The sequence below is a fragment of the Pseudoxanthomonas sp. 68-E7 genome, assembly GCF_057773145.1.
In genome coordinates, this window is the sequence record NZ_JBYMTI010000003.1 from 308,476 (window position 1) to 329,869 (window position 21,394).

16 protein-coding genes are annotated in these 21,394 nt (G+C 69.0%); 10 read left to right on the forward strand and 6 right to left on the reverse strand.

The genetic code is table 11. The annotated features are described in order from the left end of the window. Positions 1-18: 18 nt before the first annotated feature. Genes AC3DE2_RS09445 through recC form a run of 4 tightly spaced genes read right to left on the reverse strand, consistent with a single transcriptional unit; the run spans position 19 to position 9,479 of the window. A complete protein-coding gene (locus tag AC3DE2_RS09445) occupies positions 19-369 on the reverse strand; it encodes a DUF2200 domain-containing protein (RefSeq protein ID WP_488425985.1) in 351 nt (116 codons plus the stop codon). Between the two features lie 7 nt (positions 370-376). Next, the gene (gene recD / locus AC3DE2_RS09450) at positions 377-2,455 is read right to left on the reverse strand and encodes an exodeoxyribonuclease V subunit alpha (RefSeq protein WP_488425987.1); all 2,079 of its coding nucleotides are present in this window, start codon (positions 2,453-2,455) and stop codon (positions 377-379) included. Continuing rightward, complete coding sequence (gene recB / locus AC3DE2_RS09455) at positions 2,452-6,144, reverse strand: exodeoxyribonuclease V subunit beta (protein WP_488425988.1); 3,693 nt, start codon at positions 6,142-6,144, stop codon at positions 2,452-2,454. The genes recD and recB overlap by 4 nt, the downstream gene beginning before the upstream one ends. Further along, positions 6,141-9,479, reverse strand: coding sequence for an exodeoxyribonuclease V subunit gamma (gene recC / locus AC3DE2_RS09460; protein WP_488425989.1), 3,339 nt, complete (start codon positions 9,477-9,479; stop codon positions 6,141-6,143). Before recC ends, recB begins: the two co-directional genes overlap by 4 nt. Before the next feature lie 197 nt (positions 9,480-9,676). On the opposite strand from recC, the gene AC3DE2_RS09465 reads away from it, so the two are divergent. The 6 genes from AC3DE2_RS09465 to AC3DE2_RS09490 all read left to right on the forward strand — a co-directional run bounded on the left by AC3DE2_RS09465 (position 9,677) and on the right by AC3DE2_RS09490 (position 13,996). Beyond that, positions 9,677-10,468 (forward strand): ABC transporter ATP-binding protein, encoded by a 792-nt coding sequence (locus AC3DE2_RS09465; RefSeq protein WP_488425990.1) that lies wholly within the window; start codon positions 9,677-9,679, stop codon positions 10,466-10,468. A 214-nt stretch (positions 10,469-10,682) separates the two neighbouring features. Then, positions 10,683-11,435 (forward strand): MlaE family lipid ABC transporter permease subunit, encoded by a 753-nt coding sequence (locus tag AC3DE2_RS09470; protein ID WP_141454892.1) that lies wholly within the window; start codon positions 10,683-10,685, stop codon positions 11,433-11,435. Between the two features lie 4 nt (positions 11,436-11,439). Beyond that, entirely contained in the window at positions 11,440-11,973 is a 534-nt protein-coding gene (gene mlaD / locus AC3DE2_RS09475) for an outer membrane lipid asymmetry maintenance protein MlaD (RefSeq protein WP_488425991.1), read from the forward strand. Positions 11,974-11,981: 8 nt separating this feature from the next. After that, positions 11,982-12,641: an MlaC/ttg2D family ABC transporter substrate-binding protein gene (locus tag AC3DE2_RS09480; protein ID WP_488425992.1), complete on the forward strand. Its 660-nt coding sequence runs from the start codon at positions 11,982-11,984 to the stop codon at positions 12,639-12,641. After that, on the forward strand, positions 12,616-12,924 hold the full coding sequence (locus AC3DE2_RS09485; protein WP_488425993.1) for an STAS domain-containing protein: 309 nt from the start codon (positions 12,616-12,618) through the stop codon (positions 12,922-12,924). The genes AC3DE2_RS09480 and AC3DE2_RS09485 overlap by 26 nt, the downstream gene beginning before the upstream one ends. A gap of 31 nt (positions 12,925-12,955) precedes the next feature. Next, positions 12,956-13,996, forward strand: coding sequence for an MlaA family lipoprotein (locus AC3DE2_RS09490; RefSeq protein WP_488425994.1), 1,041 nt, complete (start codon positions 12,956-12,958; stop codon positions 13,994-13,996). 199 nt (positions 13,997-14,195) lie between these two features. Here the strand turns inward: AC3DE2_RS09490 and AC3DE2_RS09495 are convergent, their stop codons facing one another. Further along, on the reverse strand, positions 14,196-15,545 hold the full coding sequence (locus AC3DE2_RS09495) for a DNA recombination protein RmuC (protein WP_488425995.1): 1,350 nt from the start codon (positions 15,543-15,545) through the stop codon (positions 14,196-14,198). Between the two features lie 126 nt (positions 15,546-15,671). On the opposite strand from AC3DE2_RS09495, the gene leuE reads away from it, so the two are divergent. The 4 genes from leuE to fabV all read left to right on the forward strand — a co-directional run bounded on the left by leuE (position 15,672) and on the right by fabV (position 19,926). Next, positions 15,672-16,292 carry a leucine efflux protein LeuE gene (gene leuE, locus AC3DE2_RS09500; protein ID WP_488425996.1) on the forward strand — a complete coding sequence of 207 codons (621 nt, stop codon included), beginning with the start codon at positions 15,672-15,674 and terminating at the stop codon, positions 16,290-16,292. Positions 16,293-16,302: 10 nt separating this feature from the next. Continuing rightward, positions 16,303-16,656: a DUF488 domain-containing protein gene (locus AC3DE2_RS09505; RefSeq protein WP_295383141.1), complete on the forward strand. Its 354-nt coding sequence runs from the start codon at positions 16,303-16,305 to the stop codon at positions 16,654-16,656. Positions 16,657-17,108: 452 nt separating this feature from the next. Continuing rightward, positions 17,109-18,530 carry an amino acid permease gene (locus AC3DE2_RS09510; RefSeq protein ID WP_295383139.1) on the forward strand — a complete coding sequence of 474 codons (1,422 nt, stop codon included), beginning with the start codon at positions 17,109-17,111 and terminating at the stop codon, positions 18,528-18,530. Positions 18,531-18,708: 178 nt separating this feature from the next. After that, positions 18,709-19,926, forward strand: a complete 1,218-nt coding sequence (fabV, locus tag AC3DE2_RS09515) for an enoyl-ACP reductase FabV (protein ID WP_488425997.1) — start codon at positions 18,709-18,711, stop codon at positions 19,924-19,926. Positions 19,927-20,181: 255 nt separating this feature from the next. Here fabV and AC3DE2_RS09520 read toward each other — a convergent pair whose 3' ends face one another. Continuing rightward, on the reverse strand, positions 20,182-21,351 hold the full coding sequence (locus tag AC3DE2_RS09520) for a class I SAM-dependent rRNA methyltransferase (protein WP_295383137.1): 1,170 nt from the start codon (positions 21,349-21,351) through the stop codon (positions 20,182-20,184). Positions 21,352-21,394: the final 43 nt, after the last annotated feature.

A 21,394-nucleotide genomic window follows, 5' to 3' on the forward strand; every position in this document is an offset into this window, starting at 1 on the left:
GGCGGGGAGCACCGCGGATCATTTCCGCAGGATCTTCTCCATCGCCTTCCCTTTCGCCAGTTCATCGACCAGTTTGTCCAGGTAGCGGATCTTCCGCATGAGGGGATGTTCGACCTCCTTGACCCGGACCCCGCAGACCACACCGGTGATCAGCGATGCACTCGGATTGAACGCGGGCGCGTCGTCGAAGAACGCCTCGATGCTGCTTCCGGCATCGAGCTGCCGCTGCAGTGTTTTTTGATCGTAGCCGGTCAGCCAGTGGATGACCTGGTCCAGCTCCGCCTTCGTACGTCCCTTGGCTTCCGCCTTCCTGACGTACAGCGGATACACGCTCGAGAACTTCATTGCGAAGAGTTTTTCAGGGTGCATGGAAACCTCATTCCCTTGGTTGAGCCCGGCCCAGTCGCCATCCCAATCCCGACCAGCGACTCGCGTGCCGTGCCAGCGCCTCGCGGATCACTGCTTCGTCGCCCGCCACGTGCAGTTCGCGACGGGCGCGGGTGAGGCCGGTATAGACCAGTTCGCGTGAAAGCACGCGGTTGGTGCGCGCGGGAAGCAGCAGCCAGACGGTATCGAACTCCGATCCCTGGGCCTTGTGCACGGTCATGGCGAAGGCGGATTCGTGCGCGGGCAGCGCGGCCGGATGGAAGGCGCGCGGCTGGTGCGGGTCATCGCCGGGGAACCAGGCGGTCAACGCGCCCTGCCCGTCCTTCAGGCAGATGCCGATGTCGCCGTTGAACAGGCGGTGGCGATAACTGTTCTCGGTGACGATGATCGGCTGGCCGTGGAAATGAGGCTGACCGGGCCGTGGCAGGCCCATGCCCTGGCTTTCCAGCAACAGCCGCTCGACGCGCGCATTGAGGGTGCGCGCGCCCTGCGGTCCTTCGCGCACGGCGGTGAGGATGCGCAGGCGGCTGGAAAGGGCGAGCGCCTCGACCGGCGACGCGGCGGCCGCGAGTGCGCGCCAGTGGGCGAGCAATTCGTCCTGCCGGGCCTGCAACGGATCTTCCAGGTTTTCGTGGAAATGTACGTTGGACAACCGACCGGCGCGCAGCAGCGACAGTGCGGTTCCAGCATCGCCTTCGCGGACGGCGGTGGCCAGCGGGGCCAGTTGCAGGGATTGGCTCTGGCGCCAGCCGCGCTGAAGGTGGACGCGGACGGCGGGGAAGGTTTCCCGCGCATCCGACGCGAAACGCGCATCCTTGGCATCCCGGGGCTGCGTGGGCAAGGGGTCCCTGCTTTCGTCGGGACGACCGGATTCCGGTTCACGGTTGCCGTCGATGGCGGCGCCGAGGATGGCGGACAGGACGTCACCGGCTTCCACCGAAGGCAGCTGATCCGGATCGCCGAGCAACACCAGTCGCGTGCCGTCGGCGATGGCGTCGACCAGCTTGGCCATCAATGGCAGGTCGATCATCGAGGCTTCGTCGACGACCACGATGTCGAACGGCAATGGATGGTCGGCGTGGTGGCGGAAGCGCGGCGAATCCGGGACGGTGCCGAGCAGGCGATGCAGGGTGGTGCCGGTGGTGGGCAGGGCGGCGAGCAGATCGGCGTCGATGCCGACGGCGGCCAGCGCCTGCGTGGCGTGGCGCACGCTCTCGGCCATCCGTTCAGCGGCGCGACCGGTGGGCGCCGCCAGTGCGATGCGCGGCGGCGCACGGCCCGCATCGCGGGCCTGCGCGGCCAGCAGCACCAGCAGGCGCGCGGTGGTGGTGGTCTTGCCGGTGCCGGGGCCGCCGGTGATCAGCAGGAGGGGGTGGAGGAGCGCGAGCGTGGCGGCGAGTGCCTGGTGATCGGGGATCGGGTTGCCCCCATCCGCCCCCGGATCAGGTCTGGGGCAGGCACTCCGAGCCCCTTCCCCCGCAGGCGGGGGAAGGGATGCTTCGGATTTGATGTCAGGTTGTTCATCTGCGAACAGGGGGAGTGTCTGGTTTCGCGCAATCTCGAGCCCTTCCCCCGCGTGCGGGGGAAGGGTTGGGATGGGGGCGCCTGGAAACAATCGAGCAAACAAGGGTTCAAGCGCGGACACGTCTCTCCCCTCATCGATCTGCTGCGCCGCGATGCGCCGCAATCCCAGCGCCAGCTGCCGCTCGTATTCCCGATAACGGCGCAGATAGAGCAGTCCCTGCTCCAGCACCAGCGGCGCATGCGCGTCGGAGGCTTCATCCGCGCCGTCCGGACGGGCGACCCAGCGCGAGGCCATCAGTTGCGCGCGCCAGCTGTCGGCATCCGGCCAGGCACACTCGGCTTCGGTGTCGAGCAACGCCCGCGGCTGGCTGAGCAGCAGGCCGGCATGCCCCTTCGAGACGGCGAGCGACGCGAGCGCGGCGGCGGCCAGCACTTCGTCCGGCGTGTCGCGATCCAGGCGGCGCAGGCTCTGGGCGAGCGCGTGGTCGAGCGTGCGCAGGTGGCCCGCCTGCCAGAGAGTGTTCAGGAGACCGGAGGTGCTCATGCGGATTCACCGGCGCGCTTGCCCCCACCCCAATCCTCCCCCGCCTGCGGGGGAGGGGGCGGGTCACGATGGGCGGTTGCCGCATTGCCGGCGAACAGCGCATCCAGGGCGTGGACCAGATCCGGATCAAAACGCTGCGCATGCACGCCGGGCGAAGGCTGCCGGTCCAGATCCAGTCCGCGGCAGAACAGATACCGCACGCCGCCGAAATCACGCGCATAGTCGTAAGCATCGCCCAGGCGGAAACGCAGCCAGCGGTGCAGGGCCAGGGTGTAGATCAGCGCCTGCAGGTCATATTCGCTATGCGCCATCGCCTGCTGCATGGCCATGGCGTCGTAACCGGGCAACTGGTTGGATTTGTAGTCGAGCACGTACCAGCGGCCATCGTGGCGGTAGGTGAGATCGATGAGGCCGGTCATCAGGCCTTCCAGCCGCTGGCGCGCACCGAAGGCGCTGCGCGTGCGCAGCACGCCGTGGCGATGCAGCAGCGCGAGCAGCGCCGGCACCGGGGTGGCGGTCATGGCGAAGTGGAATTCGATTTCCGCGCGGCGCGTGTCCGCGGGCAGGTCGGCCAGGCGCACGCCTTCGGGCAACGCGGTGCCGAGGGTGTGCCCGATCAATGGCACCAGCACCTCCACGCCCGCGGCGACATCGGCCTCGGCATAGCCGCCCTCGCGCAACGCGTCGGCGATGACGAGATCCTGCCCGGGGGGCGCGGGGTCGTCTCGGCGCCAATCGCGCCAGGCGGCGAAGTCCGCATTTTCCAGCGCCGCGTGCATGACCACGCCGAAGCGGCTGCCGGCAAATCGCGGATCGGCCGCGACGGGCAGCGCGGCCACGGTGGCGGGCGCGTCCGGATCCGCGGCCGGGGTCTCGTCGCCGCCACCGGGGTCTGCCTGGGTGGCGGCGGCGAGCGGATCGCCGCCGGCTTCCGCGTGCGCCAGTTGGGTGAAGCTGTAGACCCACCAGTCGGCGGCGACGCGGCGGGTGGCGATGCGCGCGGGCGCGACCGATGCTTCGTGTTCGGGCGACAGGCGTGGCGGCGGCGGTTCGGCCGGACCTTCGACGACATGGATGTCGGCGTGATCGCGCAGCGCGGCGATGCCGGCCAGCAGGGGCGCCAGCCGGCTCTTGTCGATGTCGGTGATGTCGCCGGCCGCGATCCACAGCGCATGCTCGGCACGGGTCAAGCCGACGTAGAGCAGGCGCGCGTCTTCGGCCTCGGCGTTCCTGCGGGCGGTCTCGCCCGCCGCCTTCCAGGCGGGATCGTCCTTGTCGATGCGCCACAGCAGCACGCGCTGGCCATCTTCGTGCAGCACGCGGTAGCGACCGCTGTCCGGGCGGCGGGTGCCGATGCCGGTGAAGGGCAGATACACCAGCGGATACTCCAGGCCCTTGCTCTTGTGCAGGGTAACGATCTGCACCCGGCGCGCGTCCGATTCCAGGCGGAGCAATTGGGTCTCGTCGTCGGGATCGGCGCTGGCGATGCGCGCCTGCAGCCAATCAAGCAAGCCATGCAGGCCGAGCGTGCGCGTGGCGGCTTCCTGCAATTGCTCGCCCAGTTGCAGGTAGTTGGTCATGCGGCGTTCGCCGTCGACCAGTTGCAGCAGGCGCTCGGCCTGTTCGGCGCACAGATCCGACACCAGCGCGAGCGGACCGCTGCGCTGCCAGCGCTCGCGCCAGTGCAGCAGGCGGGCCTGGTGGTGGCGCTGCGCGTCGCCCTCCACTTCCAGCGCGGCGATGGCGGCCGCGTCCTCGCCCAGCAGCACGGTGGACAGCGCGGCGCGCAGGCGGCCGCTGTCGGCCGGTTGCAGCAGCGCCAGCAGCAGGGTGCGCAATTCACCGGCCTCACCGGTGTCGAACAGGCTCTGCTTGCCGGCGGCCACCGCGGGCACGCCGGCGCGCGCCAGCGCTTGTTGCATGCGGGTGGCATCCTTGTGGTTGCGCACCAGCACCGCGATGTCGCCGGGTTGCACGGGACGGCCGTCGATCAGCGCGCGGCCTTCGCGCGCATCGGCGAGCACGCGATGGATATCGGCGACGCAGGCGGCGGTGGCGGCGGCACGTGATCCGTCAGCGGCCAATGGCTGGCCGTCCTCGCCCTGCAGCAGGCGCAGGGTCAGCGCGGGCGCGGGCAACCCATCGCGCAGGTGATCGGCATCGGTGCGCTTGTCGCCGGGCTGCACCGGTTCGAAGCGGATCCCGGGATGGGCGAACGCCTCCTGGCCCGCGGCATCGGCACCGTCGTACAGCGCCTGGGTCGCGCGCAGCACCGCCGGACGCGAGCGGAAATTGTGGGCCAGCCGGGGCGCCTCGTCGGCCACCCGACGGGCGAGCAGGTAGGTGTCCACGTCGCCCCCACGAAAACCGTAGATGGCCTGTTTGGGATCGCCGATGAGGAACAGCGCCGGCACGTCGCCGAGCGTGCGCACCTCTTCCGAATCGCCGAACACGCGCGCGAAAATCCGCCACTGGCGCTCGTCGGTGTCCTGGAACTCGTCCACCAGCGCGACCCGGTACTGCGCGCGCAGCCGCGCCACCAGCGCCTGCCGATCCGGACCTTCCAGCGCCTCGGCGACGCCTTCGATCAGATCGTCGTAGGTCTGCACGCGACGGGTGCGCTTGAGCGCCGCCAGGCGCTGGCGGGCTTCGCCACGCAGGCGATGCAGCAGGCCGATGGCCCGCCCGCGCCGCCATTGCGCGCAACGCTCGAGCGCCTGCAGGTAATCGGCGATCAACGGCTGCAGGGGCGACAGCGGCGTCTTGCCGGCATGCGCCTTGTTGGTCTTGGCGGACAACGCCTCGTGGGTGAGTCGTTCGATGCGTTCGTCCAGCACGATCAGCGGATCCGGCCGCTGGCTCCATTGCTGCAATTGGCGCTGCAACGCGGCCAGCCAGTCGGGCTTGTATGAGGTCTTGTTGAGCACGCCGCCATCGAGCGCCGCCAGCACCGCACCGAAGTAGGCCTCGCCGTGGGCGGCAATGCCGGTCGCCAGCCGATCGCAGGCGCCGGCCAGGCCGGGCGGCGCGTCGTCATCCCGCGTATTCGCCGTGTCCTGCGGATACAGCGGCAACGGCCCGCACAGCGCCGGCAGATCGGCGGCGAGTGCATCAGGACTGTTCCACAGGCGGACCAGCGCGTCGGCATCCACCGCATCGGCCGCGTGCACGCGCCACAGGTCGGCGGCGACCTCGGCGTACAGGTCGCGGGCATTGCCGAGCAGTTCGACGGCATCGAAACCCTGTCCGGTTTCCAGCGCATGTTCGCGCAGCACGCGCGCGCAGAAACCGTGGATGGTGAAGATGGCGGCCAGATCGGTTTCCTCCGCCGCGATGCGCAGGCGGCGGGCGAGCTGGTCGGCGGTTTCCCCGCCGCCGGCAAGATGGCGCTGGAGGATGTGGCGGGTCAGTGCGACTTCGGCATTGTCGCCCTCATTGGCGTCGGTGCCGGCTAGCCGCGCGGCCAGCGACAGGCGCTCGCGGATGCGCTTGCGCAGCTCCTGGGTGGCGGCTTCGGTATAGGTCACCGCCAGCACCTGGCCCATGCGCAGCTGCTGTTCGACGATCAGGCGGGTGAACAGGGTGGCCAGCGTGTAGGTCTTGCCGGTGCCGGCACTGGCCTCGATCAGCTGGACGCCGTCCAACCCGCGGGTCAGGTAGGGCTGGCTGGCGGGATCCGGCGCGCTCATGCGGCCTCCTCCGCTTCCATGGCGTCGCCATGCGCGCGGCCCCGGCGCACCAGGTCATAGATGCGCAGGCTGGTGCGTTCGAGCCGCAGGTAGTCCGCCTCGCTGGCGAAGGGATCGCGGCCGCGCAGCGCCAGCCGGATCGCTTCGCCCTCGCCTTCGGCCCAGCCACCGTTGCCGTCGCCGTGCCAGCGCTTCCAGCCGGCGGCGCGGCGCTTGTCCGGTTCGGCGTTCCAGATGTCCCAGCCGGTGTAGGGCGCGAACCACAACGGTTCGCGCAGGCCCTGTGCATGCAGGGCGAGCAATTGGCGCAGCGCGTCGCGTGCTTGGTCCGGATCCAGCGCTTCGAGCAGGTGCGGCCCCGGGCCGTCGCCGCCGTCGTGGAACTGCACCAGCGGCAGGTTCGCGCCGGCGGCATTGGCCAGCAGCCAGTCCAGGCCCCAGCGCAGCGCGGCGTTGCCGTTGAGCGCGCCGGCACGCAACCGCACCAGCCCGCGCGGATGCAGATCGGCGACGCGGCCGTGCAGGTGCGTGCCGTCGAGCTCCACTTCATAACGCTCGGACGTGAGGGCCTCCCCTTCCATCCAATCGCGGCGCGCCTGCGCGAACGGGCGGATCTCGGCGAGCAGAGTCTCGAACTGGCGTTCACCCAGCACGCCGGACGGCAGCAGCGCACGCGCGCGCAGGCGTTCGCGCAGCCCGCTTTCCTGGCCATCATCCAGCGCCTCGATCACGGCCTGCTGCAAGGCTGCGCGTTCCAGTCCGCCGCCGGGCAGCACCAGCGGTTCGACATCCTCCGCGGTCTCGATCGGTTCGGGCAGGCGCAGGCCCAGCCGCTGGGCCAGGAACTGGCCTTGCGGATCGGCGAGGAAGCGACGCAGCGTATCCAGCGACAGATCCCTTTCCGGCGCGTCCAGCGCGGGCAAGGGCTGCGCGAGCCACGGCGGCGGCGGGTGGCGTGCGCCGCCGGCGCGATCCGCGGCCGGGCGCCATTGCGCGCGGTAGCTGAAACGGCGCGGTTCCTCCTTGCTGCCGAAGGCGGCGGGCGCGAACGGTTGCAGGGTGTGCTGCACCACCAGCGCTTTGCGCGCGGCGGGATCGGCGTGGTACGCCGCCGCCGCATCCAGCAGTTCGCTGATCAGCACCGAGGGTTCGCGCACGCTGCCGTCGCGCGGGTCCGCGCCCTGGTAGCTCAGGTAGAACACATCCTGGGCGGCGGCGAACAACTGCAGGAACAGGTAGCGATCATCCTCGCGGGTGGAGCGGTCGCCATGGCGCCGGCGCCCGGTCCCAAGTTCGGCGGTCAGGCGGTTGAGCCCGGCGGCCGGATCCCGATGCGGAAACTCGCCGTCGTTCATGCCCAGCAGGCAGATCACCCGGAACGGCAGCAGGCGCATCGGCACCATCCGGCCAACGCTGATGCCGCCGGTGAGCAGTGGCGCGCGGGTGTCGGCCTGCGACAGCAGGTCGGCGAAATAAGCGCGCACCACTTCCGCCGGCACCTCGTCGGCATAGCCGGCCGCTTCGGCGTCGCGCGCGAAGCGATCGACCAGCGTGCGCAGGCGATCCAGCGCGCGTTGCGCGCGCGGCGCGGAGGGGCGCTCGGGCAGCAACGCATCGAGCAGGCGCAGCAGGCGTTCGCGCCACTGCGCCGGCGGCAGCGGCTGGGCCAGATCGCGGCGCTGGCGGGCCAGTTCGCGCAACAGGCAGATCAGGGTATCGAGCGCGTCGAGCGCGCCGCCTTCCAATCCGGTCCACGGCGCGACTCCGGCGATGTCGTCTTCGGCGCCGCTGGCGTGGCCCAGCAGCAGGCGGTCCAGCGCGAATTGCCAGGTGTAGGCATCGTCGGCCGGCGCGGCGGCGGCGGCGCGATGCGCGGCGTCCAGGCCCCAGCGCGCACCGGCTTCGCGCAACCAGCCATGCAGGCGGTCGATGGCGTCGGTGTCCAGGCCGGCCGCCTCGGCGACCGGCGCGCTGGCGAGCAGGTCGAGGGTTTCGTCCAGGCCGAAGCGCGAGACCGGCAGGTCCAGCAGGCGCAGGAACACCTCGGCCAACGGCTCGCTGGCCAGCGGGCTGGTGTCGGCCAGTGCCCACGGCAGCGCATCGTCGTGGCCATCGCCGCCGAACACCGCGTCCAGGTACGGCACATAGGGATCGATGTCCGGTGCCAGCACGGCGATCTCGCGCGGCTGCAACGGCGGGTCGAAGCGCTTGTCGTCGAGCAGCGCGCGCACGTGATCATGCAGCACCTGCACTTCGCGCAGGCGGGTGTGGCAGGCATGCACCTGGATGCTGGGATCGTGGCGATCGAGGGTGTCGCGCCGCGGGCCGGAGGGAGCGGCGCGGCGGTGGAACAGATCCTGCTGCATGTGCCGCAGCAGGCTGTCGGACAGGCCGCCTTGGGCGCGCGTCGGCGCGGAGTCGTCGGCGGGATCGGCATAGGCGGCGATCTCGCCGGCCGGATGCACCACTTCATAGCTGCCCAGCACCGCCATGAAATCGCGGCCCGCCGCGCCCCAGGCCTGCAGCAGCGGGTTCTCGCCCGGTTCCTCGCCAAACGGATCGGCGTCGCCGGCGCGCAGGCGCTCGCCCAGCGTCTGCAGATCGCCCCAATAGGATCGGGTGGGCGTGGGCAGGTAGAAATGCAGGGTGCCGGCGCGCGCCTGGGTGGCGACCACGCGCAGCACGTCGGGCGAGATGTTGAGGGTGGCGAAGGCGAACAGGCGCGCGGGCATGCCTTCGGGCAAGGCCGCCGCCGGGCCGGCGAAGCGGTCGAGGTAGTGCTGGATGCGCCGCGCGCGGTGTTCGCCCCCGCTGGCGATGTGCCGCCACAGCACCGCCTGCGGATCGGCCGGGTCGGCGCCGGCTTCCCAGCGCAGCAGCCAGTCGCGGCGCCAGGCCTGGTACTTCTCGAACACACCGGCCAGTTCGGTCGCCAGCGCCCACGGCTTCACCGGATCCCCGTCGGCCAGGTAGCCGCGCAGCGATGCGAGTGCGGGTCGGGCCAGCAATGCGGAATCGGTGAGCGCGGCGTACAGGCGCCAGCGCAGGCCTGCGGCGTCCAGGTCGTCGCCCTCCCCTGGCACGTTGGCGGCCAGCGCGCGGGCGACGAATTCGCCCGGGGTGAGGAATTCCAGGTTGGCGGCGACGCCGTGCTCGGCGGCCAACGTGGCCTGCAGCCAGCGCCGCATCGCCACCTGCGGGATCAGCACCACTTCCGGCGCCAGCAGGGACTGGCCCGGCAGGGGCTGGCGCAGCTCGGCGGCCAGCAGACCCGCCAGGACGTCCAGGGAATTGGAGTGGTAGAGGCGGAAGTCGGGCGCGGCGGCGTCGGGCATCCGGCTATCTTGCCGCAGCGGCGTCTCTGTCGCCGAGACGCGGGAGATTCAGCGGGCCGATTCGGGATGCTGTTTCCCGCGCGGCCCCCGGCGTTCCTGGCCGGGATTCCGGCACAATACCTGTACCGGCCAGTTCGGTTTTGTTCAGCCATCTCACGCGAAGCTTCCTCGTTGCTTTTCCGTTAAATGCCGCCGCCATGACATCCGCCGACACACCCGCCGTGCGCCTGTCCGACGTCCGCCTCGACCGCGGCGGGCGCACCATCCTGCGCGACATCGCGCTGTCGGTGCCGCGCGGCAGCATCACCACCGTGCTCGGCCCCAGCGGCAGCGGCAAGTCCACGTTGCTGGCGGCGCTGACCGGCGAACTGCCGCCCACCGCGGGCCAGGTCGAAGTATTCGGGCAAACCGTGCCGCGCCGCAGCCACGCGCTGCTGGAAATGCGCAAGGGCATCGGCGTGCTGTTGCAGGGCAATGGCCTGCTCACCGATCTGACCGTGGCCGAGAACGTCGCGCTGCCGCTGCGCACGCACACCCGGCTGGCGGCGCCGCTGATCCGGCGCATCGTCGAATTCAAATTGAACGCGGTGGGCCTGCGCGCCGCCGCGGATCTGTATCCGCGCGAACTGTCCGGCGGCATGGCCCGCCGCGTGGCGCTGGCCCGTGCGCTGGCGCTGGATCCGCCGCTGATGATCTACGACGAGCCGCTGACCGGCCTGGATCCGATTGCCAGCGGCGTGATCATGAGCCTGATCCAGCGCCTCAACGACACCTTGGGCCTGACCAGCATCATCGTCACCCACCATGTCCACGAAACCCTGCCCATCGCCGATCAGGCGCTGGTGATCGCCAATGGCGGCCTAGTGTTCAGCGGCACGCCGGCCGGACTGGAGAACACCGCCGACCCGCTGGTGCGCCAGTTCCTGCGCGGCGAGCCGGACGGCCCGATCGCGTTCGACGCGGTCAAGCGCGTGGAGGAAGCGGCTTGAAGCGGGGAATGCAGAATCGGGAACCAGGCATCGAAGCGGCCTTCACGCAGGGCCGGCCGGTCGCATCCATGAATGGCCCCCTCCTCCGCGACGCGGGGGAGGGCTGGGGTGGGGGCGACTGGAAGCGGGTTTCCGCGCTTGCCCCCATCCGCCCTTCGGGCACCTTCCCCCGCACGCGGGGGAGGGAACTGCTGCCCAAGGGAGGAGTTAGCTGATGCCATTCGTTGCCGCCACCCGTTCGCTCGGCCGCGCGGGGCTGTTCTCGCTGTCGGTATTCCGCGCCTCGGCGCCGACCCGGGATTTCCTCGCCGAACTGACCCGCGAGATCTACAAGATTGGCGGACGTTCCCTGCCGATCATCGCGGTCGGCGGCGCGTTCGTGGGCCTGGTGCTGACCCTGCAGGGCTATCGCACGCTGACCACGTTCGGCGCTTCCGACGCGCTGTCGACACTGCTGGGCCTGTCGCTGTACCGCGAGCTCGGCCCGGTGCTGACCGCGCTGCTGTTCATCGGCCGCGCCGGCAGCTCGATCGCCGCCGAACTGGGCCTGATGCGCGCCACCGATCAGATCAAGGCGCTGGAGTTGATGGCCATTGATCCGGTCGCCAAGGCGGTCGCGCCGCGCTTCTGGGCGGCGGTGCTGACGGTGCCGCTGCTGACCGGTTTCTTCTGCAGCCTGGCCATCAGCGCCAGCTACTTCGAGGCCGTGCACGTGCTGGGCCTGGACAACGGCACGTTCTGGTCCGCGCTGCAGAACAGCGTCGATTTCTGGGACGACTTCGGCGTGGCGTTGCTGAAATCGGCGGTGTTCGGCGGCACCAGCGCGCTGGTGGCGGCCTACGTGGGCTACCACGCCGAACCCACCATCGAAGGCACTTCGGTGGCGACCACCCGCGCCGTGGTGAACGCCTCGCTGCTGGTGCTGATGTTCAATTTTGTCCTTTCCGCCCTGCTTTTCCGGAGTTGATGCCATGGCCGTCCGTGGACCCCGTCTCGAATTCGCCGTCGGCGCCTTCCTGCTGCTCGCCCTGGCCTCGCTGCTGGTGCTGGCGATCGCCTCCACCAACAAGCGCTTCGGCATCGGCGGCGGCAGCTACGAGCTGAGGGCTCGCTTCACCAACCTGGGCCAGCTTCGCAAGCAGGCGCCGGTGAAGATCGGCGGCGTGGTGGTCGGCCAGGTGGCCGATATTCAGCTGGATCCGGTCAAGTTCGAGTCCATCGTCACCCTGTCGCTCGACAGCAAGTACAAGGATCTGCCCGCCGACACCGCCGCCGGCATCTTCACCAGCGGCCTGCTCGGCGAGAACTACGTGGGCCTCTCGCCGGGCGGTGATCCGGAAGTGCTCAAGCCCGGCGAGGAAATCGCCTTCACCCAACCGGCCGTGGATCTGCTGCAACTGGCCGGCAAATACATGTTCAGCGGCGGCGGCAACGCCGGCAGTGGCGACAACGGCGAATCCGCCGCGCCTCCCGCACAACCGACGGAAGAACAACCCCAGCCATGAAAACGATCATGAAACGTTCCCTGCTGCCGTTCGCCCTGGCCACCGCGCTGCTCGCCGCCGCGCCGGTGATCGCCAGCGCGCAGACCGCCACCGCCCAGGCCGCGCCCAGTTCGGCCAGCCAGGTGGTGCTGACCAACAGCTCGCGCATCATCGGCACGCTGGAAAAGCGTCGCGCCGAGTTCAAGGCCAACCCGGCCACCCTGCGCCAGTACGTGTCCGGCGAGTTCAACAACCTGTTCGACCGCGAATACGCTGCCCGGCTGGTGCTGGGCATCCACGGCCGCGGCGCCAGCGACGCCGACATCAAGACCTTCGCCGACGCGCTCGGCGATAGCCTGATGACCCGCTATGGTTCGGCGCTGCTGGACTTCAACACCCAGCTGAAGGTGCGGGTGAAGTCCGAGTCGGCCCTGCCCGGCGGCCGCGGCGTGAAGGTCGCCAGCGAGATGCTGCGCCCGGACGGCGAACCGATTCCGGTGGACTACCTGCTGCGCCAGGCGGGCGGCAAGTGGAAGGTGTTCGACGTGATGGTCGAGGGCGTCTCGTTCGTGCAGACGTTCAAGACCCAGTTCGACACCCCGTTGCGGCAGAAGTCGATCAGCCAGGTCGCCGCCGACCTGCGCGCCGGCCGGTTGCAGACCAATGCCAACACCAGCGGCAAGAAGTGACGCCGGCGTCGCCCGCGAGGGCGACGCGCTGGTCTTCCGCGGCGCGCTGGATCGCGCCGCGGCGGTCGCGCTGTGGCCGCAGCTGGCGAAGGCCACCGGCGCGCAACGCATCGTCCTGACCAATGTCACTACCGTGGACAGCGCGGGCTTGGCATTGTTGGCCGAACTGATCGCGCAACTGCGCGCGGCCGGCGGCACGGTGGCCATCGAAGGCCAACCGGCCGGATTCACCGATCTGTGCGCCGCCTATCGCCTGACGCCGGGACTGGAGTTCCCGGTCTGACCCTCTCCCCCCGAGATTCCAAGGAAACGGGATGAACACCTTCCGCTTTTGCACCGTGCTCCTGTTCGCCGCGCTCGCCACCGCCTGCGCGTCGGCACCCCAGCCGGCCTCCGCGCCGGACACCGCCGGTTCGGCGGTGATCGACGGCACCGCGCCGGCAACGGTGAGCGCCGATGCCGCGCCGCCGGTCGATGCGTCCGCGCAGGAACAGGCCGCGGCCGTCACCGACGCACCGGCAACGGAACCCGCCACCGGCGTCGCCTCCGACGCACCGGTCGCGGCGACCGCCGCCGAGGACGACTACGCCGCCATCTACGGCGGCGCGGTCGCCGATCCCACCCTGCCCGCCGCGGTCGCCTCGCCCGCGGTGTACGACCCGTGGGAGAAGTTCAACCGCAAGGTGCACCGCTTCAACAACGCGGTGGATCGGGGCGTGGCGCGGCCGTTGGCGCGCGCCTACTCCAATGTGGTGCCGCGGCCGATGCGCCTGGGCGTGAGCAACTTCTTCGACAACCTCACCCAGCCGCTCAGCGCCATCAACCACCTGCTGCAGGGCCGTCCCAAGCAGGCGAGCCAGGCGCTGGGCCGGTTCCTGCTGAACTCCACGCTGGGCATCGGCGGCATCTTCGATCCGGCCAGCGACGCCAAGCTTCCCCGCCGCAGCGAGGATTTCGGCCAGACCCTGGGCGTGTGGGGCTGGAAGAAGTCGCGCTACGTGGAACTGCCGTTCTTCGGCCCGCGCACCGTGCGCGACGTGTTCGGCCTGGCCGGCGACATTCCGCTCAGCCCGGTCCGCTATGTCGAGGACGACAAGACCCGCATCTTCCTGCAGGGCCTGAACCTGGTCGACACCCGCGCCCAGCTGCTGTCGCTGGACAGCCTGCGCGAAGGCGCGGTCGACGACTACACGCTGGTCCGCGATTCCTGGATGCAGCGCCGCGCCTACCAGATCGAGGGCACGCGCTCGCAGGACGAGGACAAGTCACTGCCGGATTACCTCAACGACGAGGATCCGGATCCGACGGTGCCGGCCAACGCGATGCCGATGCCGCAGATCACTCCGGGCGGCTGAGGCCTCTTTTTCGGCAGGAGCGACGTCAGTCGCGAAGTGGAGACCCAGGAAAAACCGGCGCAAAGCGCCGGTTTTTTCTTATCTGGCCACTTCTGGTTTGCCAATGGTTCGTCCCTTGTAGGAGCGACGTAAGTCGCGACAGCCATCCGTTCGACAAGCGAAAGGTCGCGACTTACGTCGCTCCGACGAGAATCAAGGACTACTCCGCTTCGTCAGCGCCCAGCAGCTTCTGGCTGTCCTCGCCGGGCAGCGCTTCCACGTTGCGCAGCTGGCGCTCGATGGCGCGGGTGCGCACGCCGGCGGCCTTGATGCTGTTCTGCACGGTGTCGAGCTGGCTGTGCGCCTTCTCCAGCACCGTGGCGAACTTGCCGAATTCGGTCTTCACCGCGCCCAGCAGGTGGCGGACCTCGCTGGAGCGCTGTTCGATGGCCAGGGTGCGGAAGCCCATCTGCAGGCTGTTGAGCAGGGCGGCCAGCGTGGTCGGCCCGGCCACGACGATGCGGTGTTCGCGCTGCAGGACATCGACCAGCCCCGGGCGCCGGATCGCCTCGGCGTACAGGCCTTCGGTGGCCAGGAACAGCACCGCGAAGTCGGTGGTGTGCGGCGGCACCACGTACTTCTCGTTGATCGACTTGGCCTGGACCTTGATCGCGCGTTCGAGCTGCAAGCCGGCGGCGCGTACCGCGTCCGTGTCGCCACGTTCCTGCGCGTCGAGCAGCCGCTCGTAATCCTCGCGCGGGAACTTGGCGTCGATCGGCAGCCACACCGGCGCCTGGTCCTCGCCGCGCCCGGGCAGGCGGATGGCGAAGTCGACCGCTTCGCCGCTGTCGGGCCGCACGCGCACGCCGCGTGCGAACTGCTCGCCGGTCAGGACCTGTTCGAGCAGGTTCTCCAATTGCACCTCGCCCCAGCCGCCGCGGTCCTTCACGTTGTTCAGCACGCGCTTGAGGTCGCCCACGCCGGTGGCCAGCTGCTGCATTTCGCCCAGGCCTCGCTGCACCTGTTCCAGGCGTTCGGACACCAGCTTGAACGACGCGCCCAGGCGCGCTTCCAGGGTGGTCTGCAACTTCTCGTCCACCGTCTGCCGCATCTGCTCCAGCTTGGCGGTGTTGTCGGTCTGCAGTTCCTTCAACCGCGCCTCCAGCGTAGTGCGCATCTCGCCGATGCGCAGCTCGTTGCGCTGGGTCAACTCGGCCAGGCGCTGGCCGAGGCTGTCGGCGAAACGCTGCTGCGACTCTGCCGCCTCCAGGCGGCCCTTGCGAGCGTCCTCGTTCAGCGCCTCGCGCAGGATGTCCAATCGCTGATCGGTGCGCGTGCTCAGATCGGCCAGGCTGCGGCCGAAGCCCTCGATGCGGACGTCCTGCTGGCGCGACAGCCCTTCCAGTTGTTCACGCAACTCGCTGCGGCCATCGCGCTGCTCGTCGCGCAGCGCGCGCTCCAGCACCCCGCCCAGCCGTTCCTCGGGCCGGCGCAGGAGCAGCACCACCAGCAGCGCGATGGCCACGGCGGCAAGGACGAGGAGCAGTACGAGCAGGGTCTGGGTATCCATGCCGACAGTGTAGCCGGCGGCGTCTCAGGCCTTGATACCGGCGCCTCGGCAAACCATCGGCATCTGCGCATGACAGGCCGGATTTTCGGGCGCAAAATCGGATTCCCTCATCGAAACGGGTCCGCCATGCAGTGGATGGGCATCCAGGATCTCGGCACCTTCGTGGCGGCCGTGATCGTCTTCCTCGCCATTCCCGGCCCGGGCACGTTTTCGCTGCTGACGGCCACCGGCAAGGGCGGCCTGCGCGCGGGTTACGCGACGCTCGCCGGGCTGGCGCTGGGCGATCAGATCCTGATGTGGCTGGCGGTGATCGGCGTGGCGGCGCTGCTGAAGGCCAACCCGGTGCTGTTCGGGCTGGTGAAGTACGCGGGCGCCGCCTATCTGATCTGGATCGGCCTCCAGCTGCTGTGGCAGCGCGGCGAGGGTGCGGGCGGACCGGTGCGGATGGAAGCGGGACGTTATTTCCGCCAGGGCATCCTGGTCACCCTGCTGAATCCGAAGGCCATCATCTTCTACATGGCGTTCTTCCCGCTGTTCATCGATCCGGCCCATCACCAGGGCCTGGCGACCTTCGCCACGATGGCCGCGCTGATCGCGGTGATCACCCTGCTGTACTGCTCGCTGCTGATCCTGGCTGGACACGCGATGAGCCAGCGGGTCCGCCAGCAGCCGCGGCTGCGGCGCTGGCTGCAGTCGCTGGCCGGCGTCTTCCTGGTCGGTTTCGGGGTCCGCCTGGGCACCGGTTGAGGACACTTGCATGGACCTGCGAATCAAGCGTGCGTACGAACCCGCCTCGCGGACGGACGGCAAGCGAATCCTGGTCGACCGGCTGTGGCCGCGCGGCGTATCGAAGGAGAAGCTGGACGCGGAGTGGATGAAGGCGGTGGCGCCCAGCACCGAACTGCGGACCTGGTACGGGCATGAGCCAGCGCGCTGGGACGGATTCCGCGAGCGCTATTTCGCCGAGCTGGATGCCCAGCCCGAGGTGCTGGCCCCGCTGCGCGAAGCGCTGCGGCATGGCCGGGTCACCCTGATCTACGGCGCCCGCGATTCCGAGCACAACCAGGCCGTGGCGCTGGCGGAGTATCTGAAGAAGCATCACGGGCGTTAGGGGGTCGGCACCGGAAGCAGAAGCAAATCCCCTCGGTCCCCCTTCTTCGAAGGGGGAGGAGATGCGGGATGCCGGCTCCGGATGTCTTCGGCATGGCCCTTCCGCAGGAAAGAAAGGCGGTTGCTGGTTCCGGAGCACCTCTGCGCGTGCGCTTGCAGTTGGGGAATCGGACTACGGGCCCGGGTACTTGTCTGCATGCACCCTGCAATGCTTCCCAGCAGCCGAATGGCGGGTCAAGGGGGCCGGGCGGTCGCGTGGGCGGCCGACGGGGATTTGATTTTTTCCGCCAGACACCCACGCTTCCTGGCAACCGCAGGCCCGGATGTCCCGGTGGTGCGCTGCCGATTGCCAGCCGGGCGGTGCGCCTTTAGCCTGCTCGCGCTTCGACTCATATCAGGGCCGGGGCTTGCCCCGGTCCGCCGGGCCCTTCGAGCAATTCCCAAGGACACTCCATGCAGACCTGGCTCCGGCGCAAGTCCATCGATCGCGTCACCGTGCACGAGGAGGGCCGCCGCCTGGTCCCCACGCTGAGCTGGCCCCACCTGGTGGCGCTGGGCATCGGCGCGATCGTCGGCACCGGCATCTACACCCTGATCGGGGTGGGCGCGAACCTGGCCGGGCCCGCGGTGCTGCTCTCGTTCGTGGTCGCCGGCGTGGTCTGCGCCTGCGCGGCGCTGGCCTACGCCGAAATGGCGACGCTGATGCCGGCCGCCGGCAGCGCCTACACCTACAGCTACACCGTGCTGGGTGAATCGATCGCCTGGGTGGTCGGCTGGAGCCTGATCCTGGAGTACTCGCTGGTGGTCAGCACGGTGGCCGTGGGCTGGTCCGGCTACGCGGTGGGGTTCCTGAAAGGCATGGGCGTGGAGCTGCCCACGATGCTGACCGTGGGTCCGCATGCGGGTGGATTGATCAACCTGCCCGCGGTGCTGATCACCTTCGTGGTGGCCGGCCTGCTGATCGCCGGCACCCGCGAGAGCGCCACGCTCAACGCCATCCTGGTGGTGGTGAAGGTAATTGCACTGGCGGTGTTCGTCGCGATCGCACTGCCGCATTTCGATGCCACCCACCTGGAACCGTTCATGCCCTACGGCTTCGTCAAGTCGATGGGCGCGGACGGGGTCGAGCGCGGGGTGATGGCGGCGGCGGCGATCATCTTCTTCGCGTTCTACGGTTTCGACGCGATCTCCACCGCGGCGGAAGAAACCAAGAATCCCGGCCGCGATCTGTCGATCGGCATCGTCGGTTCGATGATCGGCTGCACCCTGATCTACATCGTGGTCGCCGCCGCCGCCGTCGGCGCGATGAGCTATACCGTGTTCGGCCAGAGCCCGGAGCCGCTGGCGCTGATCCTGCGCGAACTCGGCCAGGGCACCGCCGCCAAGGTCATCGCCGGCGCCGCCGTGGTCGCGCTGCCGACGGTGCTGCTGGCGTTCCTGTACGGGCAGAGCCGCATCTTCTTCGTGATGTCGCGCGATGGCCTGCTCCCGCGCGGGCTGTCCAAGGTCAATCCGCGCACCGGCACGCCGGTGGCCATCACCGTGTTCACCGCCGTCCTGGTGGCCGCGTTGGCTGGCGTGGCGCGCCTGGACGAAATCGCCGCGCTGGCCAATGCCGGCACGCTGGCGGCCTTCATCGCGGTCGCGGTGTGCCTGCTGGTACTGCGCAAGCGCGACCCGAATCGTCCGCGCGTGTTCCGCACGCCGGCGGCCTGGCTGGTCGGCCCGCTGGCGATCGGCGGCTGCCTGTACCTGTTCTGGAGCCTGCCGCGCACCACCCAGCTGTGGTTCCTGGCCTGGAACGCCATCGGCGTGGTGGTCTATCTGCTCTACAGCCGTCGTAGCAGCCTGCTGGCGAAGGGCGGCGACGCCTGATCGCGCAACGTCGGCCAACCGGCATGGAAAGAGCGGGCGAAAGCCCGCTTTTTCTTTGTCCCGCCGGAACAGTACGCCTGCGAACGGCGCGAACGGATTTTCGGCGGAGCGTCCTCAGGCTTCTTTCCCGCCGGAGCGGCCATTAAGATGCCGGGCAGGCACATTCCCGGTAACGACGTTGATCATCCATCCCAAAGTCCGCGGCTTCATCTGCACCACCACCCACCCGCTTGGTTGCGAGCTCAACGTGCGCGACCAGATCGCTGCCACGCGCGCGCAGGGCGTGCGCACGGACGGACCGAAGAAGGTCCTGGTGATCGGCGCCTCCAGCGGCTACGGACTATCGGCGCGCATCACCGCCGCGTTCGGCTTCGGTGCCGACACCCTGGGCGTGTTCTTCGAGAAGCCGGGCAGCGAGAAGAAGGCCGGCACCGCCGGCTGGTACAACAGCGCCGCGTTCGACAAATTCGCCAAGGAAGCCGGCCTCTACAGCCGCTCGATCAACGGCGACGCGTTCTCCGACGAAGCCCGCGCCAAGGTCATCGAACTGATCAGGAACGAGATGGGCGGCCAGGTCGATCTGGTGATCTACTCGCTGGCCTCGCCGGTGCGCAGGCTGCCCTCGACTGGTGAATTGAAGCGCTCCGCGCTCAAGCCGATCGGCGCGCCCTACACCTCCACCGCCATCGACACCAACAAGGACGCCATCATCCAGGCGACCATCGAGCCGGCGACCGAGCAGGAAATCGAGGACACCGTCACCGTGATGGGTGGCCAGGACTGGGAACTGTGGATCGATGCGCTGGCCAAGGCCGGTGTGCTCGCCGACGGCGCGCGCACGGTCGCTTTCAGCTACATCGGCACCGACATCACCTGGCCGATCTACTGGCACGGCGCGCTGGGCCGGGCCAAGGTCGATCTGGACCAGACCGCGCATCGCCTGGACAAGCGCCTGGAAGCGAGCGGCGGTGGCGCCAACGTCGCCGTGCTGAAGTCGGTGGTGACCCAGTCCAGCTCGGCGATTCCGGTGATGCCGCTGTACATCAGCATCGTGTTCAAGGTGATGAAGGAACTGGGCCTGCACGAAGGCACCATCGAACAGCTCGACCGCCTGTTCCGCGACCGCATGTACCGCGCGGATGGCCAGCCGGCGCAGACCGACGACGAGAACCGCCTGCGCCTGGACGACTGGGAACTGCGTCCGGAAGTGCAGGCCAAGGCCAAGGCGCTGTGGCCGCAGATCACCAGCGAGAACCTGTTCGCGCTGACCGACTACGCCAACTACAAGCACGAATTCCTCAAGCTGTTCGGCTTCGAGCGCGACGACGTGGACTACGACGCCGACGTCAATCCGGACGTGAAGTTCGACTGCATCGAACTGTCGCCGGAAGGCTGAGGCGCCAGAGCGCTTTCTGCTTCTGCCTCCCCCTTTATAAAAGGGGGACTGAGGGGGATTTGCTTCTATCGCAAAAAGCAAGCGCTTCTCAACAGCCGCATGGCTGGTCAATCCCCCGTCACCTGCTTCGCAGGCGCCCGCCCCCTTTTTCAAAGGGGGCTAGAGGAAACCCATCGCTCGGAATCCGCTCCGGCCTCCCCCTTTGTAAAAGGGGGAATGAGGGGGATTTGCTTTTGCAGGTGTCCCGCAGCCCGCTCAGTCCACCACCCGGCAGAACACCGCCTTCAGGTAGCGCGATTCCTGCACGTGCGCCATGAAGGGATGGTCGGCGCCGGCGCCGGCGACCTTGAGGATCTGGATGGTGCGACCGGAGAAGTAGGCCGCGCGGCGCAGCATGTCGAGGAACTGTTCCTCGCTGACCAGGCCGGTGCAGGAGAACGTCGCGAACAGGCCGCCGGGTTTGACCACGCCCAACGCCAGCTTGTTCATGTCCAGGTACTTCTTCAGCGCGGCGATGACCTGTTCGCGATCGCGGGTCATCTTCGCCGGATCCAGGATCACCACGTCGTACTGATCGCCCCGGTTGGCCGCATCGCGCAGGTACGGGAAGATGTCGGCCTGCACGAACTTCGGGCGCACGTCGTTCAGGCGCGCATTGCCCTTGGCGATTTCGATCACGTCCTGATCGATGTCCACACCGACCACTTCGGTCGCGCCGCGCGCGGCGGCGTAGACGGCGAAACCACCGGTGTTGCAGCATAGATCCAATACGCGCTTGCCGCCGCACTGGTGCGACAGCCATTCGCGGTTCTCGCGCTGATCGGCGAAGAAACCGGTCTTGTGCGCGCCGGCCGGGTCGGCGCGGAACTTAACGCCGTATTCGCTGATGACCGCCGGCGGCACCGGATCGCTGCCGCGGAAGTCGAAGCTTTCCTGCTTCTGGATGTGTTCCTCGGCGAAGCTGTAGAAGCGTGCGCCGGGGAACTGTTCCTGCAGGGCCTCGTAGACCCACTCGCGATGGCGGAACATGCCGGCGCTGAAGAATTCGACCACCAGCAGATCGCCGTAGCGGTCCACCACCAGGCCCGACAGGCCGTCGCCCTCGGCGTGGACCACGCGCCAGGCGTCGGTGGTCGCGTCCAGTTTCAACACGTCACGCCGCAGCGACACCGCTTCGGCGATCTTGCGCGAGAACCAGCCGGCGTCGATCGGAACATCCGGGTGGGTTTCCAGGATGCGCACGGCGATGCGCGAATGGCCGTTGTAGAAGCCCCGGCCAATCCACTCGCCGTCCACCCCAACCACGTCGACGAGGCTGCCCGGCTTGGGCTTCTGGGCGGGCTTTTCCACCAGTTTCTGGAAAATCCACGGGTGGCTGGAGCGCCAGGCGTTCTTGAGGCGTACGACGGGGAGCGGGCTGTTCATGAACGCCATTTTACCTTTCCCGTTGACCGTCCCGGCCCCTTGC

Excerpts from the sequence above, each read along its gene's own strand:
- AC3DE2_RS09485 (WP_488425993.1), top strand. The coding sequence starts at position 12,616 with ATGCCAACACCAGCGGCAAGAAGTGACGCCGGCGTCGCCCGCGAGGGC.
- AC3DE2_RS09495 (WP_488425995.1), bottom strand. The coding sequence starts at position 15,545 with ATGGATACCCAGACCCTGCTCGTACTGCTCCTCGTCCTTGCCGCCGTG.
- AC3DE2_RS09520 (WP_295383137.1), bottom strand. The coding sequence starts at position 21,351 with ATGAACAGCCCGCTCCCCGTCGTACGCCTCAAGAACGCCTGGCGCTCC.
- recC (WP_488425989.1), bottom strand. The coding sequence starts at position 9,479 with ATGCCCGACGCCGCCGCGCCCGACTTCCGCCTCTACCACTCCAATTCC.
- recD (WP_488425987.1), bottom strand. The coding sequence starts at position 2,455 with ATGAGCACCTCCGGTCTCCTGAACACTCTCTGGCAGGCGGGCCACCTG.
- AC3DE2_RS09470 (WP_141454892.1), top strand. The coding sequence starts at position 10,683 with ATGCCATTCGTTGCCGCCACCCGTTCGCTCGGCCGCGCGGGGCTGTTC.
- AC3DE2_RS09465 (WP_488425990.1), top strand. The coding sequence starts at position 9,677 with ATGACATCCGCCGACACACCCGCCGTGCGCCTGTCCGACGTCCGCCTC.
- AC3DE2_RS09510 (WP_295383139.1), top strand. The coding sequence starts at position 17,109 with ATGCAGACCTGGCTCCGGCGCAAGTCCATCGATCGCGTCACCGTGCAC.
- leuE (WP_488425996.1), top strand. The coding sequence starts at position 15,672 with ATGCAGTGGATGGGCATCCAGGATCTCGGCACCTTCGTGGCGGCCGTG.
- AC3DE2_RS09490 (WP_488425994.1), top strand. The coding sequence starts at position 12,956 with ATGAACACCTTCCGCTTTTGCACCGTGCTCCTGTTCGCCGCGCTCGCC.
- recB (WP_488425988.1), bottom strand. The coding sequence starts at position 6,144 with ATGAGCGCGCCGGATCCCGCCAGCCAGCCCTACCTGACCCGCGGGTTG.
- AC3DE2_RS09480 (WP_488425992.1), top strand. The coding sequence starts at position 11,982 with ATGAAACGTTCCCTGCTGCCGTTCGCCCTGGCCACCGCGCTGCTCGCC.
- mlaD (WP_488425991.1), top strand. The coding sequence starts at position 11,440 with ATGGCCGTCCGTGGACCCCGTCTCGAATTCGCCGTCGGCGCCTTCCTG.
- AC3DE2_RS09505 (WP_295383141.1), top strand. The coding sequence starts at position 16,303 with ATGGACCTGCGAATCAAGCGTGCGTACGAACCCGCCTCGCGGACGGAC.
- AC3DE2_RS09445 (WP_488425985.1), bottom strand. The coding sequence starts at position 369 with ATGCACCCTGAAAAACTCTTCGCAATGAAGTTCTCGAGCGTGTATCCG.